Source organism: Streptomyces sp. NPDC046716, from assembly GCF_040645755.1.
Lineage (GTDB): Bacteria > Actinomycetota > Actinomycetes > Streptomycetales > Streptomycetaceae > Streptomyces.
This window is the reverse complement of the sequence record NZ_JBEYYU010000010.1, coordinates 130,668-146,684: the sequence shown is the minus strand read 5'-3', so window position 1 is coordinate 146,684 and position 16,017 is coordinate 130,668. Positions and strand designations below refer to the sequence as shown.

The 16,017-nt window shown below is 70.8% G+C and carries 16 protein-coding genes; 1 reads left to right on the top strand and 15 read right to left on the bottom strand.

Going from position 1 to position 16,017, the window contains the following annotated elements:
- Positions 1 to 58: 58 nt before the first annotated feature.
- On the top strand, positions 59 to 1,687 hold the full coding sequence (locus ABZ930_RS10730; RefSeq protein WP_361544828.1) for a hypothetical protein: 1,629 nt from the start codon (positions 59 to 61) through the stop codon (positions 1,685 to 1,687).
- Here the strand turns inward: ABZ930_RS10730 and ABZ930_RS10725 are convergent.
- From ABZ930_RS10725 to ABZ930_RS10655, 15 genes are all read right to left on the bottom strand, one after another.
- On the bottom strand, positions 1,661 to 2,884 hold the full coding sequence (locus ABZ930_RS10725) for a hypothetical protein (protein ID WP_361544825.1): 1,224 nt from the start codon (positions 2,882 to 2,884) through the stop codon (positions 1,661 to 1,663). The two genes, ABZ930_RS10730 and ABZ930_RS10725, sit on opposite strands and share 27 nt — an antisense overlap.
- Positions 2,885 to 2,905: 21 nt before the next feature.
- Positions 2,906 to 3,610 carry a hypothetical protein gene (locus ABZ930_RS10720; protein WP_361544823.1) on the bottom strand — a complete coding sequence of 235 codons (705 nt, stop codon included), beginning with the start codon at positions 3,608 to 3,610 and terminating at the stop codon, positions 2,906 to 2,908.
- A gap of 10 nt (positions 3,611 to 3,620) precedes the next feature.
- Positions 3,621 to 4,148 carry a nuclear transport factor 2 family protein gene (locus tag ABZ930_RS10715; protein WP_361544820.1) on the bottom strand — a complete coding sequence of 176 codons (528 nt, stop codon included), beginning with the start codon at positions 4,146 to 4,148 and terminating at the stop codon, positions 3,621 to 3,623.
- Positions 4,149 to 4,151: 3 nt separating this feature from the next.
- Positions 4,152 to 4,889 (bottom strand): hypothetical protein, encoded by a 738-nt coding sequence (locus tag ABZ930_RS10710; protein ID WP_361544817.1) that lies wholly within the window; start codon positions 4,887 to 4,889, stop codon positions 4,152 to 4,154.
- 83 nt (positions 4,890 to 4,972) lie between these two features.
- Complete coding sequence (locus tag ABZ930_RS10705; RefSeq protein ID WP_361544814.1) at positions 4,973 to 5,455, bottom strand: hypothetical protein; 483 nt, start codon at positions 5,453 to 5,455, stop codon at positions 4,973 to 4,975.
- Complete coding sequence (locus ABZ930_RS10700) at positions 5,452 to 6,690, bottom strand: MlaD family protein (RefSeq protein ID WP_361544811.1); 1,239 nt, start codon at positions 6,688 to 6,690, stop codon at positions 5,452 to 5,454. Before ABZ930_RS10700 ends, ABZ930_RS10705 begins: the two co-directional genes overlap by 4 nt.
- Positions 6,687 to 7,913, bottom strand: coding sequence for an MCE family protein (locus tag ABZ930_RS10695; RefSeq protein ID WP_361544808.1), 1,227 nt, complete (start codon positions 7,911 to 7,913; stop codon positions 6,687 to 6,689). Before ABZ930_RS10695 ends, ABZ930_RS10700 begins: the two co-directional genes overlap by 4 nt.
- On the bottom strand, positions 7,910 to 8,920 hold the full coding sequence (locus ABZ930_RS10690; protein WP_361544805.1) for an MCE family protein: 1,011 nt from the start codon (positions 8,918 to 8,920) through the stop codon (positions 7,910 to 7,912). The genes ABZ930_RS10695 and ABZ930_RS10690 overlap by 4 nt, the downstream gene beginning before the upstream one ends.
- Before the next feature lie 7 nt (positions 8,921 to 8,927).
- Positions 8,928 to 9,992: an MCE family protein gene (locus ABZ930_RS10685; protein ID WP_361544802.1), complete on the bottom strand. Its 1,065-nt coding sequence runs from the start codon at positions 9,990 to 9,992 to the stop codon at positions 8,928 to 8,930.
- Entirely contained in the window at positions 9,992 to 11,053 is a 1,062-nt protein-coding gene (locus tag ABZ930_RS10680) for an MCE family protein (RefSeq protein WP_361544800.1), read from the bottom strand. Before ABZ930_RS10680 ends, ABZ930_RS10685 begins: the two co-directional genes overlap by 1 nt.
- A complete protein-coding gene (locus tag ABZ930_RS10675) occupies positions 11,050 to 12,318 on the bottom strand; it encodes an MCE family protein (RefSeq protein WP_361544797.1) in 1,269 nt (422 codons plus the stop codon). The genes ABZ930_RS10680 and ABZ930_RS10675 overlap by 4 nt, the downstream gene beginning before the upstream one ends.
- A gap of 6 nt (positions 12,319 to 12,324) precedes the next feature.
- Positions 12,325 to 13,131, bottom strand: coding sequence for an ABC transporter permease (locus tag ABZ930_RS10670; protein ID WP_361544794.1), 807 nt, complete (start codon positions 13,129 to 13,131; stop codon positions 12,325 to 12,327).
- Positions 13,132 to 13,138: 7 nt separating this feature from the next.
- Entirely contained in the window at positions 13,139 to 13,870 is a 732-nt protein-coding gene (locus ABZ930_RS10665) for an ABC transporter permease (RefSeq protein WP_361544951.1), read from the bottom strand.
- A gap of 119 nt (positions 13,871 to 13,989) precedes the next feature.
- Positions 13,990 to 14,988 (bottom strand): ATP-binding cassette domain-containing protein, encoded by a 999-nt coding sequence (locus ABZ930_RS10660; protein WP_361544791.1) that lies wholly within the window; start codon positions 14,986 to 14,988, stop codon positions 13,990 to 13,992.
- A 428-nt stretch (positions 14,989 to 15,416) separates the two neighbouring features.
- Complete coding sequence (locus ABZ930_RS10655) at positions 15,417 to 16,004, bottom strand: hypothetical protein (RefSeq protein ID WP_361544788.1); 588 nt, start codon at positions 16,002 to 16,004, stop codon at positions 15,417 to 15,419.
- Positions 16,005 to 16,017 lie beyond the last annotated feature (13 nt).

Sequence of the window (16,017 nt, the reverse complement as noted above, 5' to 3'; positions counted from 1 at the left end):
TGGCGCGTCTCATCCCGGAGACGACGCGCCCCGACGAGAGACGGATGGATCGGTACCCGTGGCCACGGTCGACCTGCCCTTCGCGCGCCCCCGCACGCCCCTGGCCGTGCGGCACCGCGTGCCGCTGCTCGCGACGGCGCCCACACTGCCGCTCTACGCGGTGTGGGCGCTGTTCCTCGCGACCGGCGGCGGCGACCTCGCGGCGCAGCAGGCGTGGGCCCGGTTCGCCGCCGACCACGGGGCGTCGGCGTACAACCTGTTCTGGTACGGCGGCATGCACACCGCCAACTACTCGCTGATCTCGCCCTACTTGATGGCCGGTCTTGGCGTCAGGCCGGTCACGGTGGCGTCCGGGCTGGCGGCCGCCTGGCTGGGCGCGCTCCTGGTCGTGCGCACCGGCATCGCCCGTCCGTCGGCGCCCGCCGTCCTGCTCTCGCTGGCCCTGTGGTGCAACGTCGCGTCGGGCCGGACCACCTTCGCGCTCGGGGTGGCCCTCGGGCTCGGCGCGGGCGTGGCGCTCACCGGGCGGCGGCGGTACGCGGCCGGGGCGCTCTGCGCGGCGCTCGCGACGATGGCGTCGCCGGTGGCGGGTCTGTTCCTGGCGGTCGTCGGGGCCGGGTACGCGGGCGTACGGGACTGGGGGCGGGCCGCCGCGTATCTGGCGCCGCCCGCGCTGGTCGTGGGCGCGACGACGCTGCTGTTCCCCTTCCAGGGCGAGCAGTTGATGCCGCTGGACCGTATCTGGCCGCCGGTGGTGTTCTCCCTCGCGCTCGCGGTGGCCGGACCCCGGCGCTGGCGGGTGGCCCGGTGGGCGGCCTGCGTCTACGCGGCGGGCACCGTCGTCACCTATCTCGTCCCCTCGCCGGTCGGCACGAACGTGGAGCGGCTCGCCGAACTCGCGGCGCCCGCCGTGCTGTTGGCGGCGCTCCAGACGCGGCTGCGGGACCGGCCCCGGCTGCCGGTGCTCGTGCTGGCCGGGGCGCTCGTGCTGTCGTCGGCGTGGGTGGTGCAGAAGACGGCCGACGATCTGCGGGTGTCCACGCGGGTGCCCGCCTGGGCGGCCGACACCCATGACGTCGTACGGGAGTTGGAGCGGCTCGGCGCGGACCGCACCCGGGTGGAGGTGATCCCGGCCCGCAACCACCGGGAGGCGACCGCGCTCGCCCCGTACGTGAACATGGCGCGCGGCTGGAACCGGCAGCTCGACGTCGAGCGGGGGCGGCTCTTCTACGACGGCACGTTCTCGGCGGCCACCTACCGGGCGTGGCTGGACCGGTGGGCGGTCGGGTTCGTGGTGCTGCCGGAGGGGAAGCCGGACGGGTTCGCCGAGCAGGAGGCCGCGTTCGTCCGCTCCGGGCCCGGCTATCTGGAGCCGGTGTGGCGCGGCCCGCACTGGCGGGTCTACCGGGTGCGGGCCGCGGTGCCGCTGGTCTCCGCGCCCGCCACGGTCGTCCGTTCGGACGGGGCGCGGGTGACGGTCCGCTTCGGCCGGGCGGGCACGGCGACGCTGCGGGTCGCGTACTCGCCGTGGCTGACGTCGGAGGACGGCTGCCTGACGGTGCGGCCGCGGCGGGGCGGTGAGTTCACCGAGCTGGTGGCGAGGGCGCCCGGCACCTACCGGGTCGGCTCCGACTGGGAGCGGGCGCCGTCGCCGAGCCCGTCAGCCCGCGGGTGTCGCGCAGGGTGAGGCGGAGCCGGTCGGGCTCTCCGAGGGGCTGGGCGAGCCGGTCGGGCTCGCGGTGTCCGTCGGGGACGGGCTGTCGGACGGGCAGCCGTCGTCGCTCGGCGTGCCGGTGCCGGGCTCCTCGGTCTCCGGAGGTGTCGGCGTGTCCGTCGGCTCGCCGGTCGCGGGCGGGGTCTCGGAGCCGGTGTCCGTGGGCCCGGGGGTGGGGCTGGGGGTCGGTTCGCCGCTGTCGGTGGGCTTGGGCGTGGGGCTGGTGGTCGGGGTCGGGCTGGGCTGCCGGGTGGGCGGCGGGCCGATGACGATGCCGCCGCCGTCCTTGTCGCCGACGGGCTTCTTCGCCGGGGTCTTGGAGCCGGCGCCGGGGCTGAACGGGACGACGCCCGTGCCGTCGGCGACGGTGTGCACGCCCTTGCGGTAGAACTCCATCCAGTACAGGACCGTACGGAGATAGTCGCGCGAGTAGTTGTAGCTGAGGATCGCCCGCTCCAGGCCGCCGCCGGTGCCGACGTCGCGGTTGCCCGCGCACAGGTAGTGGCCAGCGGCGAGGGCCGCGTCGAAGATGTTGTTCGGGTTGGAGACGCCGTCGCCGTTGCCGTCGGCGCCCCAGCGGCGCCAGGTGCCGGGCAGGAACTGCATCGGCCCGACGGCCCGGTCGTAGACGGTGTCGCCGTCCCAGCGGCCGCCCTCGCTGTCGCGGATGAGCGCGAAGCCCTCACCGTTCAGGGCCGGTCCGGTGATGCGGTGCCGGGTGGTGCCGTTGGCGTCGACGTCGCCGCCGCGCGCCTGCCCGGACTCGACCTTGCCGATCGCGGCGAGCAGTTGCCACGGCAGGTTGCAGCCCGGGTCGGTGCGGCCGACGGACGCCTCGGCTCTGCGGTAGGCGGCGAGGACGGTCGCGGGGATGCCGGCCTCGGCGCGGATCACCGTCGGCGGGAAGGTGATGTCCGGGTTGTCCGGCGTCTTCAGGGGCGGCAGTTCCGTGTGGTACGAGTCGTCGCCCTGGGACGGGACCTCGGGCAGGGCGCCGGAGCCGCCCGCGAGGGCGATCGGATCGGTGCCGGCGTCGTGGCTCTTGGTCAGCTCTTCTACGACACCCGGGGCCTGGGACGCCGTGAGCACGGCCGTCGCGGCGACGGCGATCGCGGTGCCGCGCAGTCGTCGGCCGAGGCGGGGGCGTTTGCTCAGTCGCGGGGAACGCATGAGAACCCTTTCGTCGGTTCGTCAGCTGCTGAAGGTGTCGATCGCGGAGACCAGCCAGCGGCCGTCGCGGTGGACGAGGTCGAGGGCGAGCATGGCGCCCGCGTAGTTCCCGGCGGCGTCCTTCGCCTTCGCCGCCGTGCTGGTGCTGGACTGGTCGGCGTAGACGAGGACCCGGGCGCGGTCGCCGTCGATCCGCTCGACGGCGCTGTCGGTGACAGTGGTGGTGACGACCGTCTTCTGCTCCTGCGCCTGCGCGAGGACGGGCGCGAGAAGGGTGCGGTGCTGGCCGACCGCCTTGCCGGTGAGGAGGTCGGCCGCGGCCTTCTCCGCCGTCTTCGGGTTGGCGTAGTCGTAGGAGAAGAGGGCGTTGACGGCCTTCTCCGCCTGCCCCTTGACCTCGCTGGTGCGGGCCGCGTCGGTGAGCGCCGTGTTCTGCGCGGCGGCGGTGTCGGTGAGCGCGTGGGACCGGGCGTGCGCCCAGCCGGCGAAGGCGCCGAGGAGGAGGGTGAGGAGGCAGAGGGCGGCGAGGAGGCGGCGCGGGGGCGCTGCCGCTCGGGGGGTGGTGGCCTTCTCGGTCTTCTCGGTCTTCTCGGTGGTACGGGGTTCGGGGCGCGGGCGGGTCTTTGTTGCGGGCTCCGGGGCTACGGCTTCGGCAGTGGTCTGCTCGGTCCGCTGGTTCTGGCGCTGGCGTTGGCGGTTGAGGGTGTGGCGGGTGGTCGACGGCATGGCCGGCTCCTCAGTCGGTGGTGGTCGAGGCCGAGTCGCCGACCTGGGCCTGGGCGAGGGCGCTGAGTTTCCAGTGGCCGTCGGTGCGGGTGAGTTCGCCGAGCATCCGGCTGTCCTTGTCGGCCGCCTTCTGTCCCGCGGCCTTCACGGTGATCCGGAGGGCGACCATGACGCGGGCCTTGCCGGCCCGCTGGTCGAGTTCGGTGACGGCGCCGTCGAGCACCTTCGCGGTGCTGACCGTCTTGGCGCTCTGCACTTGCTTCGCGAACTCCGAGCGACCCTTGACCAGTTGGGAGTGGAGCGCGCCGGTGGTGGAGCTCTCCCACAGGTCGAGTCCGCTGTCGAGTTTCTGGTGGTCGAGGGTGTTGAGGTTCTGCACGGCCTGCTCGCCCGCCTCCAGGGCGTCGTCACGGGCGGCCGCGAAGGAGGCCGAGTCGTCGTGCGCGGCCCCGTACCAGGACCAGCCGCCCCAGACGGCGAAGCCGCCCGCGACGAGGGTGAGGACGACCGCCACGACGAGCAGGGGTCTTTTCAGCATGGTTCACCTGGCCTTGATGTCGACGATCTGCCATACGTCGTTGTGGAGTTGGGCGGTGACGGAGAGCTGGGCGGCGGAGGTGACCGCCTTCTTGTCGCCGCGGCGCGTCGACTGGTCGAGGAAGACGAGCAGGTGCGCGGTGTCGCCGCGCAGGCTGACCGTGCCGACGCGGACGGCGTCGGTGGTGAGGGTGACTTTCTGGGCCGGCGCGTTCTTCTGGACCTGGGTGAAGAGTTCGGCGTACTGCTTGGCGGCCTTGCCCGTGAGGACCTGGTTCGCCGTGCGGGCGGTGGCGTTGGTGCCGTCCGGCGTGTAGGAGAAGATTTTGGCGAGGGCGCTGCTGATGTCGCCGTTGACGCGGTTGGTGGCGTCGGCGTCGGTGAGGGCGTGATTGCGGGTTGCCGGTTCGGTGCGGAGGTCGTGGGCGAGGTAGAAGAGGACGGCGCCGGTTGCGATGAGGACGCCGGCCACGATGGCGGCGATGACGATCTGCATCCGTCCGCCGCGGGGGCTGGTCTCCGTCTCCGGGTGCGCCTCCGTGGGTGGCTGGTCGCGCAGTTCCCCGCGCCCCTGAGCGCCGTCGGTCTCCGGCTCGTCTTCCGGGTGCGCCTCGGTGGCCGGTTGCTCGCGCAGTTCCTCGCGCCCCTGGGTGGGATCAGTGACCGCCACCTCTTCCTCGGCGGCCGCCGAGGCGCGCCCCTGGCGGCGATTCCGTGCGAGGCGTCGCAGAGCCTTGGGCAATCTGCCGCCTTGGGCGGCAGGGTGGGCAAGGCGGCTCCCGGTGCCGGGTTCCTCTTCGGGGGCCTCTACGTCGACTTCGTGGGTCACTTCGACTCCCCCGTCACCGGTACCGCGCCGAGTGACTTGATCTTCCAGGTGCCGTCGGCGGCCCGGCTCAGGACAGCCTCCAGGCGCTTGCGCTCCGCCGCGGCCGAGCCCGATGTCACCTGCACCGTCGCGATCAGCTTCGCCGTCCCGGCCCGGTCGTCCAGCGCCGTCACCGCAGCGTCCGTGACCACCCCGCGCGACGACACCCCGGCCGCCGGCGACACCCGCGCCAGTTCAGCCCGCAACGGCCCCGTCGTCACCGACTTCCACTCCCGCACCCCGGACTTGGCCCGCCCCGCGGTGGACGCGTCCAGCGTCGTCAGCCGGGCCACGGCAGAACGCCCGTCGGACAGCGCGGCATCCCGGGCCCGGCCGTACGCGAGGTCGTCGTCACCCCGCGCCTGCGCGTACGACCAGGCCCCCGTACCGCACACCACGAGCGCGACGGCGAGCCCCACCCCCGTCAGGGCCCGCCTCACCGCCCGCTCCCCTCGGAGAGCCCGAGCAGTCCGGCCATCCCGGAGGACGACGTGGACGACGTGCCGGACCCGTCGGCGACCGAGGGAAGGGACAGCGCGCCCGGCTGTGCGGGCTTGGGAACCGCGCCGCCGCCCGGCGCGTGCGCCGAGCCGCGTACGTTGACGCCGCTCGAAGCGGGAGCCGTGCAGCGGGCGCCGGTGTTGGTGGCGGGCGCCGCGCTGAGATCCGTACCGAGCCGGTACTTGGTGCCCGAGTAGCCCGCCGTGCAGGGAAGGGGCTTGAAGAACGTGACCGCCATGCCGAAGTTGACCTTCTTCCCGTCGACGGCCGTGGCCCCCGCGGCGACGGCCGCAGGCAGCTTCACGAGGAGTTCCTCGGTGCCGCGCTGCCGGGTGACGGCGACCTCGGAGGTGGTGAGGAGGTTGGCGAGGACGACGCCGACCTCGGGGTTGAGGTCACGGAGCAGGCCGCTGATCCGGGTGGCGGCGTCGGGCGCGGCCATGACGAGGCGGCGCAGGTCGGCGTCGGAGCCCTTGAGGGTGGCGGCGAGTTCGCTGGCGCCGGACGCGAAGGACTTGATGGCGTCGCCCTCCTCGGCCTGGGTGCGCAGCACGACCTCGCCGTCGTTCATGAGCTTGGTCGTCTCGGGGAGGGCCTTGTCGGCGGCCTGGACGAACTGCGTGCCGTTGTCCATGAGGAGTTGCAGGTCCTCGCCGCGCCCCTCGAAGGCCTTGCCGAACTCGTCGACGACCGTGCGCAGGTCGTCGAGCGGGACGGACGTGGTGAGGTTGTCGACGCTGGAGAGGACGTCCGTCACCGGGTTCGGCACCGACGACGCGGTCCGGTCGATGCGGGCGCCGTCGGCGAGGTACGGGCCGCCGGAGCGCTCGGGGCGCAGGTCGATGTACTGCTCGCCGACCGCCGACAGGCTCGCGACGACGGCCTGGGCGTCGTCGGGGATGTGCGGGGCGGACTTCTTGATGCGCAGGTCCGCCTCGACGCCGTCACCGGTGAGGTTGATCGCGCCGACGCGGCCCACCGAGACGCCCCGGTAGGTGACGTCGGAGTGGGTGAACAGGCCGCCGGTGCGCGGGAGTTGCACCTTGACCGTGTAGTAGTCGGCGGCGCCGACGTAGCGGCCGAGGTCGGCGTAGCGGATGCCGAGGTAGCCGAGGACGAGGACGGCGATGAGGAGGAACGCGAGGTTCTTGAGCCGGATGGCGAGGGTGATCACCGGGAGGCACCCCCGCTCGGGGTGGCGCTCGCGCTCGTACTGCTGCCCGTGCTGGTACTCGTAGTCGTCGAAGGAAGCGGCAGCGGTGAGGACGGGGCGGCCGACTTCCCCGACGGCGTCTTCTTCAGGGACTTGCGCTCGCTCTGCGGCGTGGCCGTCGGCGTCGTGCTCCCGTCGCTCTCTTCAAGCGGCGGGATGAGCGTCGTCCCCTTCACGGCCGCCATGTCCAGGTAGGTGTTGAGGTAGTCGCCCTTGATGCCGTTCATGACCTCGTCCGTGAACGGGTAGGTCAGCAGCACCTGGAGCGAGTTCGGCAGGTCCTGGCCCGAGTCGGCGAGCGCCTTCAGGGTCGGGGCGAGGGCCTTGAGGTCGGCGACCATGTCGGCCTGGCTGCGGTTGATGGTGTCGGTGGCGACGTCCCCGAGCCGGTCGAGGGAGCGGAGCATCGTCATCAGTGAACCCCGTTGCTCCTCAAGGGTCTTGAGGCCGGGCGAGAGGTCGGTCAGCACGGTGTCGACGTCCTCCTTGCGGTGCGAGAGGGTCGCCGAGAGCCGGTTGACCCCGTCGAGCGCGGCGGTGATGTCGCCGCGGTGGTCGTCGAGGTCGGTGACGAGGGTGTTGACCCGGCGCAGGGTGGAGCGGACGTCGGACTCGCGGCCGCCGACGGCCTTGTTGAGTTCCTGGGTGATGGTCTTGAGCTGGTTGACGCCGCCGCCGTTGAGGAGCAGCGACAGCGCGCCGAAGACCTCTTCGACCTCGGTGTTGCGGCCGGTGCGGGCGACGGGGATGCGGTCGCCCGCGTGCAGTGAGCCGGTGCCGTTGTCGGGCTCGACGAGCTGGACGTACTTCTCGCCGAGGAGGCTGGACTGCTCGATGCGGGCGCCGGCGTCGGCGGGCAGTTTGACGTCGCCGTTGATGCGCATGGTGACGCGGGCGGTCCAGCTGTTCCTGCCCGCGAGTTCGATGTCGGTGACCCGGCCGACGGACACGTCGTTGACCTTCACCGCGGACTGCGGGACGAGGCTGAGCACGTCCTTCATGTCGGCGGTGATGGTGTACGGGTGCGCGCCGAGGTCGGCGCCGCCGGGCAGCGGCACGTCCTCCAGGCCGCCGAACGACGGCGACGGCACGCTGATCACGCCGAGGGTGAGGAGGAACGCGACCGTGATGACGGTCGCGCAGCCGAGCCCCGCGCCCGCGCGGGCGGTGGATCGCCGGTTCACTGGTCGCCTCCCACGGAGGGCAGCGGCAGCAGCGGTCCGCCCTGGCTCAGCTCGTTGAGGTTGGCGCGGCCGTCGAGGGTGCGGGTCTTCGGGTTGTAGGCGTTGAGGACGTTGCCCGCGGCGAGCGGTGCGGTGTCCAGCGCCTCGGCGAGGGAGGCCCGCTGGTCGACGAGGGCCTGGGTGATCGGGACCAGCTTGTCGACGTTGTCCTTGAGCTGGGCCCGGTGGTCGTCGATGAACTTCTTGACCTGGCCGAGCGCGGTGCCGAGTTCCTTGAGGGCGCCCGCGAGGTCGTCCCGGTTCTCGGCGAAGTAGCCGGTGACGTCGTCGAGGGTCTCCTGCGCGGTGCGCACGCCCGAGTCCTCCTCTTTCAGCATCGTGGTGAACGACTGGAGCTGGGAGAGCGTGGTGAACAGGTCGTCGCTGCTGCCGTTGAGCGTCTTGGCGGCCTTGCCGAACTGCTCGATGCTGTCCCCGAGGTCCTTGCCGTTGCCCTTGAGGTTCTCGGCGCCGGTCTTCAGCAGTCCGGACAGCGCGCCCTTCTCGTTGGCGCCGTCGGGGCCGAGCGCCTTGCTGAGGTCGGTGATGCTGTCGTAGAGCTGGTCGATCTCGACCGGGGTGCGGTTGCGGGAGGCGGGCAGGACCGCGCCGTCCTCGAGGGCCGCGCCCGAGGTGTAGGCGGGGGTGAGCTGGACGTAGCGGTCGGCGACGACGCTGGGCGCGACGGCGACGGCCCGCGCTCCGGCGGGCACCTTCACCCCGTCGTCGACAGCGAGGGTGACCCGTACCCGGGTGCCCTCGGGGTGCACTCCGTCGACCCGGCCGACGCGTACGCCGAGGATGCGCAGGTCGGAGCCGTCGTAGATGCCGACGGCCCGGTCGAAGTACGCGGTGACGCGCATCCCGCTGTCACTGGCGGCGCTGACGCCGACGATGCCGGCGGCGATCAGTACCGCGAGGGCGAGGGTGCCGATGAGCAGCCTCTTGGTGGTCCGTGTGGTGGCCATGGCGGCGTCAGCCCCCGTTCCCGTAGGAGCCGTTCTTCGGTGGTCTGCACGACTTCGCGGGGAGCGACTTCTCGGGCAGGTAGGTGCGCGGCACGACGCCGCACAGGTAGCTGTCGAACCAGCGGCCGTTGCCGAGGGTGTTGCCGACGAGCCGGTAGTACGGGCCGAGCAGGGAGAGGGTCTTGTCGAGCTTTCCCTTGTTCGCGGCGAGGACGGCGGTGACCCGGCCGAGCGCGGTGAGCGTCGGGCCGAGCTGCCGGTCGTTGTCGTCGACGAGGCCGGTGAGTTCCCGGCCGAGCGCCTCGCTGCCGCTGAGCAGCGCCTTGATGGCGGTGCGCCGCTTCTGCAGTTCGGTGAGCAGGGAGCCGCCGTCGTTGATGAGCGTCTCGAAGCTGGACTGCTTCGTCTGGAGCGTCTTCGTCAGCTTCTTGCTGCCGGCGAGGAGCTCGGCGAGCTGGCTGTCGCGGGACGAGACCGTCTTCGACAGCGCGGACAGGCCCTTGACAGCCGCCTTCACGTCGGGCGGCGAGTCCTTGAAGGTCTCCGAGATGGTGTCGAAGCTCGCGGCGAGCTGCTCGGTGTCGATCTCGTCGACGGTCCCGCTGAGGTCCTGGAACGCCTCGGTGACGTCGTACGGGGATGTGGTGCGGGACAGCGGGATGCGGGTGCCGGGGTCCTGGCGGCCGGTGCCGACCGGGTCGAGCGCCACGTACTTGTCGCCGAGGAGGGTCTTGATGGCGATGGCGGCGGTGGTGCGGTCGCCGATCCAGGTGCCGTCGTCCTTGATCGTGAAGCTGACCTTGACCTTGCCGCCGTCGAGGCCGACGCCGGTGACCTCGCCGACCTTGACGCCGGCGATCCGCACCTCGTCGCCCTCACCGAGACCGGCGGCCTCGCTGAAGTCGGCGCTGTAGGAGGTGCCGCCGCCGATGAAGGGCAGGCTGCTCGCGTTGAAGGCGGCGAGCGCGACGAGTCCCAGCGCGACCAGTCCGGCGACGGCGATGAGGACGGGGTTGCGTTCCTGGACGGGCTTGAGCCACGGCCGTCTCCGGCTTCCGGCGGGCGTCGACATCACTGGCACCTCGCTTCGTTGACGGAGATACCGGTGGGTGCCTTCGACCCGTCGGACATGGTGACCCCGCTGACGCGCGCCTCGCAGAGGTAGAGGTTGAACCAGGAGCCGTAGGAGGCGAGTCGGGACAGGGCCGTGAGCTTGGCCGGGGTCTTGTCGAGGAAGTTCTGGATCTGCGGGATGCCGTCGTTCAACTGGTTGGACAGGCGCCCGAGTTGCTGGATGTCTCCCTTGAGCGGGCCTCGGGTGTCCTTGAGGAATCCGGCGGTGACGGTCGTCAGGTCGCCCATCGCGGCGACGGCCTGGCCGAGCGGTTCGCGGTCCTCGTTGAAGCCGGAGACCATCTGCTGGAGGGTGGTGACGAGGTCGTCGAACTGGTCCTCGCGGTTGTTGATCGTCGCCAGGACGTCGGTGAGGTTGCCGATGACCTCGCCGATCACCTTGTCCTTGGCGGCGACGGTCTGGGTCAGCGAGCCGACGTGCGTGATGAGGCTGTCGACGGTGCCGCCCTCGCCCTGGAGGACCTTGACGATCGAGCCGGCGAGATCGTTGACGTCGCGCGGCGACAGGCCCTCGAACAGCGGCTTGAAGCCGTTGAAGAGGAGCGTCAGGTCGAGGGCGGGGGTGGTGCGGTCCAGCGGGATGGTGTCGCCGGGCGCGAGGTCGCCGCCCGCGGAGCCGGTGCCGCGCTCCAGGGACACGTACCGCTGGCCGACCATGTTGAGGTACTTCACGCCCGCCGTGGTGGTGCCGGGCAGGGTGCGGTCCTTGTCGACGGTGAAGGTGACCTGTGCGGTGCGGTGGTCGACGACGCGGACGTCGGTGACCTCGCCGACCTTCACGCCGGATATCCGGACGCCGTCGCCGTCGATGAGCCCGGTGACGTCGGTGAAGAGCGCCTTGTAGCTGCGGGTGTCGGTGTTGACGCCGCTGTTGGCGATGGACAGGCCGAGCACGGTGGTGGCGAGCGCGGTGACGAGGACGAAGATGAGCGACTTCGTGATCGGTCCGGCGAGCGAGCGCCGCCGCACATGGCTGAAGTCTCCCTGGGGGGTACTCACTTGAGCTTCACCTCCGTTCCCCGGTAGACGGGGCCGACGAGCAGGCTCGACCAGTCGGGCAGGTCGTTCGGCGAGGTTTTCGCGGAGGGCGCGATCAGCTCGTTCACCAGGTCGTTCTCCTGCGGCGAGTTGGCGGTCCCGAGGTCCTGTCCTGCGACGGAGTCCGACGCGGTGACGGCTGCGGGGGTGCGCGCGGAGGCGCCGCCGAGGTAGGGCACGGAGTAGCAGTGCGGGGTGCCGCCGGAGCCGTAGGACGGGGTGTCGCGTCCGGCCTGGTAGGCGCCCCGGGAGGCGACGGTCGTGACGTCGACGTGCAGGCCCGGCTGGTCGGTGCCCTTGCCGAGCGCCTTGTCCATGCGCGGTACGAAGTCGGCGAGGGTGCGCAGGGTGCACGGGAACGACGACGAGTACTTCGCGAGGATGTTCAGCGTGCCGCGCGAGGTGGCGGACAGCCGGATGATGTTGTCCTTGTTGGCCCGCAGGAACGCGTCCAGGTCCTCGGCGGTACGGGTGGTGTCCCCGTACGCGGCGGCGAGGTCGCTCTGCTTCTCGGCGATGGTGCCGCTGGTGGTGGTGAAGTCGGTGAGCGCGTCGAGGATGCCGGGGGCCGCGTCGGCGTAGACGTGGGAGACCTGGACGAGCTGCTTCAGGTCCTCGTTGAGCGTCGGCAGGTTCGGGTTGAACTTCTTCAGGTGCGCGTCGAGCTGGGTGAGCGTGTCACCGAGCTGGTCGCCGCGGCCCTGGAGCGCCTGCGACACGGCGGACAGCGTCGCGGAGAGTTTCTGCGGCTGGACGGCGGTCAGCATGGGCAGGACGTCGTCGAGGACCTGCTGGAGCTCGATGGCGTTGGCGGACCGGTCCTGCGGGATGGTCGCCCCGGCCGCGAGCTTGCGCGTACCGGAGTCGGTGGCCGTGTCCTCGCCGCTCGCCGGGACGAGGGCCACGTACCGCTCGCCGAACAGCGTGGTCGGCAGCATCTGCGCGTGCACGTCGTCGGGGATGCGGTCGAGGGCGCCGGGCTTGAGGGCGAGGACGAGCCGCGCCCCGGTCTCCGTGGGCTCGATCCTGCGTACCTCACCGAGGACGACGCCGCGCATCTTGACCTCGGCGCCGAGGTGCATCTCGTTGCCGACGGAGCCGGTGTCGACGGTGACGTCGTCGGAGTCGGTGAAGTCCTTGTTGTACACGGCGACGGCCAGCCAGATGAGCAGGGCGGGCACGAGGAGGAAGGCGAGGCCGGCGAGGCGGCGTCGGATGGTGTCCACCGTCTCTCACCCCGCCACTTTCACGGTCGTCGTGGCGCCCCAGATGGCGAGCGACAGGAAGAAGTCGGTGACGGCGATGACGACGATCGCGTTGCGCACCGACCGTCCGACGGCGATGCCGACCCCGGCCGGGCCGCCGCTGGCGCGGAAGCCGTAGTAGCAGTGGGCGAGGATCACCATCACGCTGAAGATGAGCACTTTCAGCACCGACAGCAGCACGTCTGTCGGTGAGAGGAACAGATCGAAGTAGTGGTCGTACGTGCCTGCCGACTGCCCGTTGAAGACGACGGTGACGATGCGCGAGGCGAGGTACGAGGAGAGCAGCCCGATCGCGTAGAGCGGGATGATCGCGACGACTCCGGCGATGATGCGGGTGGTGACGAGGTACGGCATCGAGCGGACGCCCATGCCTTCGAGGGCGTCGACCTCTTCGTTGATGCGCATCGCGCCGAGCTGGGCGGTGAAGCCGGCGCCGACGGTCGCCGACAGGGCGAGTCCGGCGACGAGCGGGGCGATCTCGCGGGTGTTGAAGTAGGCGGACACGAAGCCGGTGAAGGCGGCGGTGCCGATCTGGTCGAGGGCCGCGTAGCCCTGGAGGCCGACGACGGTGCCGGTGGCGGCCGTCATCGCGATCATCACGCCGATGGTGCCGCCGATGACGCCGAGGCCGCCGGAGCCGAAGACGACCTCGGCGAGGAGGCGCTGCACTTCCTTCGTGTATCTAACGATGGTCCGCGGTATCCAGACCAGCGCCCGCACATAGAAGAGGAGTTGGTCGCCGCCCCGGTCGAGCCAGACGAGGGGTGAAGCCATGCGGGACTCAACCTCCCTTCGGTGGAACGATCTGGAGGTAGATCCCGGTCATCACCATGTTCACGAAGAAGAGCAGGATGAAGGTGATGACGACGGACTGGTTGACGGCGTCGCCGACGCCCTTGGGGCCGCCGCGCGGGTTGAGTCCGCGGTAGGCGGCGACGATGCCCGCGATGAACCCGAAGATGAGGGCTTTCAGCTCGCTGATGTAGAGGTCGGGGAGCTGGGCGAGCGCGGAGAAGGACTGGAGGTAGGCGCCGGGGGTGCCGTGTTGCAGGATGACGTTGAAGAAGTAGCCGCCGAGGGTGCCGACGACGGACACCATGCCGTTGAGCAGGATGCTGACGGTCATCGCGGCGAGCACGCGCGGCACGACGAGCCGCTGCACGGGCGAGACACCCATGACGGTCATCGCGTCCAGCTCTTCGCGGATCTTGCGCGACCCGAGGTCGGCGCAGATGGCGGAGCCGCCGGCGCCCGCGATGAGCAGGGCGACGATGAGCGGGCTGGCCTGCTGGATGACGGCGAGGACGCTGGCGCCGCCGGTGAACGACTGCGCGCCCAACTGCTGTGTGAGTGAGCCGACTTGGAGGGCGATGACCGCGCCGAACGGGATGGACACGAGGGCGGCGGGCAGGATGGTGACGCTGGCGATGAACCAGAACTGCTCGACGAACTCCCGGAACTGGAACGGCCGCCGAAAGGTGTCCCGCACGACCCGCAGCGCGAGCGCGAACAGCTGCCCGGTCTGCCGGAGCGGGGCGAGAAGCGCCCCGTAGGGGCGCGGGGAACTGCGCGAGCGACCACGACGCTCCTGCACCCGGGAGTCTTCGGGAGCGGGCAGACGAGTATCCGCACTCACGAGGCCCCACCCCTCCGAGGCAGCGCCACCAGATCATCCCGCCCGTAAGCGGAGCGAATGGCGTGCTGCGCGGAGACCGGCAACGTATCCATCATCCCGAGCACCCGCTCGCGCCGCCGCGCGACAGCGGCCCGCTCGCCGAGCCCGGGGGTCGGCTGCAACTGCGGCACCAGCGCCTTGGGCTGCGGCGCCGCCATCCCGCCGGAGGCCTCCGCGGCGAGCGTGGCCTCGTCCTTCTCCTCGCTCATGCCGATCGGCCCGGCCTTACTGGCCGTCAAAAACTGTGAGACGACGGGCTCTTGGCTGGTGAGCAGCACCTCGCGCGGCCCGAAGGTGACGAGCTGCCGCCGGAACAGCATCCCCATGTTGTCGGGGACGGTCGCGGCGATGTCGAGGTTGTGGGTGACGATGAGCATGGTGGCGTCGGTGGTGGTGTTCAGGTCGATGAGCAGCTGCGAGATGAACGCGGTGCGCACCGGGTCGAGCCCGGAGTCCGGTTCGTCGCAGAGGATGATCTGCGGGTCGAGGACCAACGCCCGTGCCAGACCGGCGCGTTTGCGCATACCGCCGCTGATCTCGCCGGGCAGTTTGCCCTCGGAGCCGAGCAGGCCGACCGCGTCGATCCGCTCCATGACGATGCGGCGGATCTCCGATTCCTTCTTCTTCGTGTGCTCGCGCAGCGGGAAGGCGATGTTGTCGAAGAGGTTCATCGACCCGAAGAGGGCGCCGTCCTGGAACATCAGCCCGAACAGCTTGCGGGCCTCCATGATGTCCCGCTCGGGGCTGCGCGCCATGTCGACGCCGTTGACCAGGACGCGGCCGTGCTCCGGCTTCAGCAGACCGATCAACGACTTCAGGAAGACGGTCTTGCCGGTTCCGGACGGCCCGAGCATGACGCTCACCTCGCCCGCGGGCAGGGTGAGGCTCACGTCCTGCCAGATGTTCTGCCGGCCGAAGGACTTGGTGAGCCCCTCGACCTTCACTTCGATTCCCATCGCTTCTCACCTTCAGCGAGCGAACTCGGCAGCGCACGGTAATTCGCTTCATACGTGCCGGACAAGATCTCGGAGCGGCCGCCCCGAATCTTCCTGAAAACTTGTCATCCAGTGATAAGAGAGCCGTTCTCTCCTGTCGGAAGATGAGTAGAACCACGGAGCCCCAGGGGCTCTGATTGTTCGTGGCGGGGTCCCGTCTCGCCGGGGGTACGACGAGAGACTGGAACCCCGCCACGGAGGCGCCGACCGGAAAGGAGGATTCCGGTCGGCCCTCATAAGACCCCTGGCCGACGGGGGACGCCGACCAGGAGCGGAAGAACTTTTTGGAGACGTTACGGCCGAGTAACCTTGGCTAGCAATAGGGGTTCGGCAATTTCGCGCTGGTCCGTAAAGGGCGTCCGGTTTTTTATCACCGGGCTATAAGCGGGTCAGGCGGGTGGGGTGATGGTTTGTTTGGGGCTGAGGGTGTACGTCGCCTTGAAGCTGAGCGCATCACCGGGATTGACGCGCCCGAGGCACGACGTCCCCGCGCCGGCCAGGACCTGACTGGCGGGTGCCGTGGTCGGACCGATGAGCAACTGCCCGGTGGAGTTGTCGTACTGGCCGTACAGAGTCCCCGTCCCCGTCACGGAGCAACCGGTCCCGGACATGCCGAGCGTGACCCCACTGATGGACACGTCGATCCTGGAGGGGTTACTGGCATTGAGCTGAAGCAGATTGACCTTCCAGGGCGTCGGCCCCATAGAAAGGGTGAAGGCGCCGCCCGAGGCCGTGCAGCCCGTGAACATCGACGGCAGCAGAGTCCCGGCGGCCAGCCCGTCGGCATCATTGGCCAGCAGCGACCCCGTGATGCGCGAAGAGGCACAGGAGAGGGCCAGGGTGCCGCCCCCGAGGGTGGTGGTACCCGCATTCCCGATGTAGCTCCCGGCGGGGCTGACCGTCCACACCCCGCTCCCCGTGGCGGACGCCGACGTACCCGACACCCCCAGCGCGGCGACGAGCGCGACCCCGCTCATCGCCGCTCTGCGC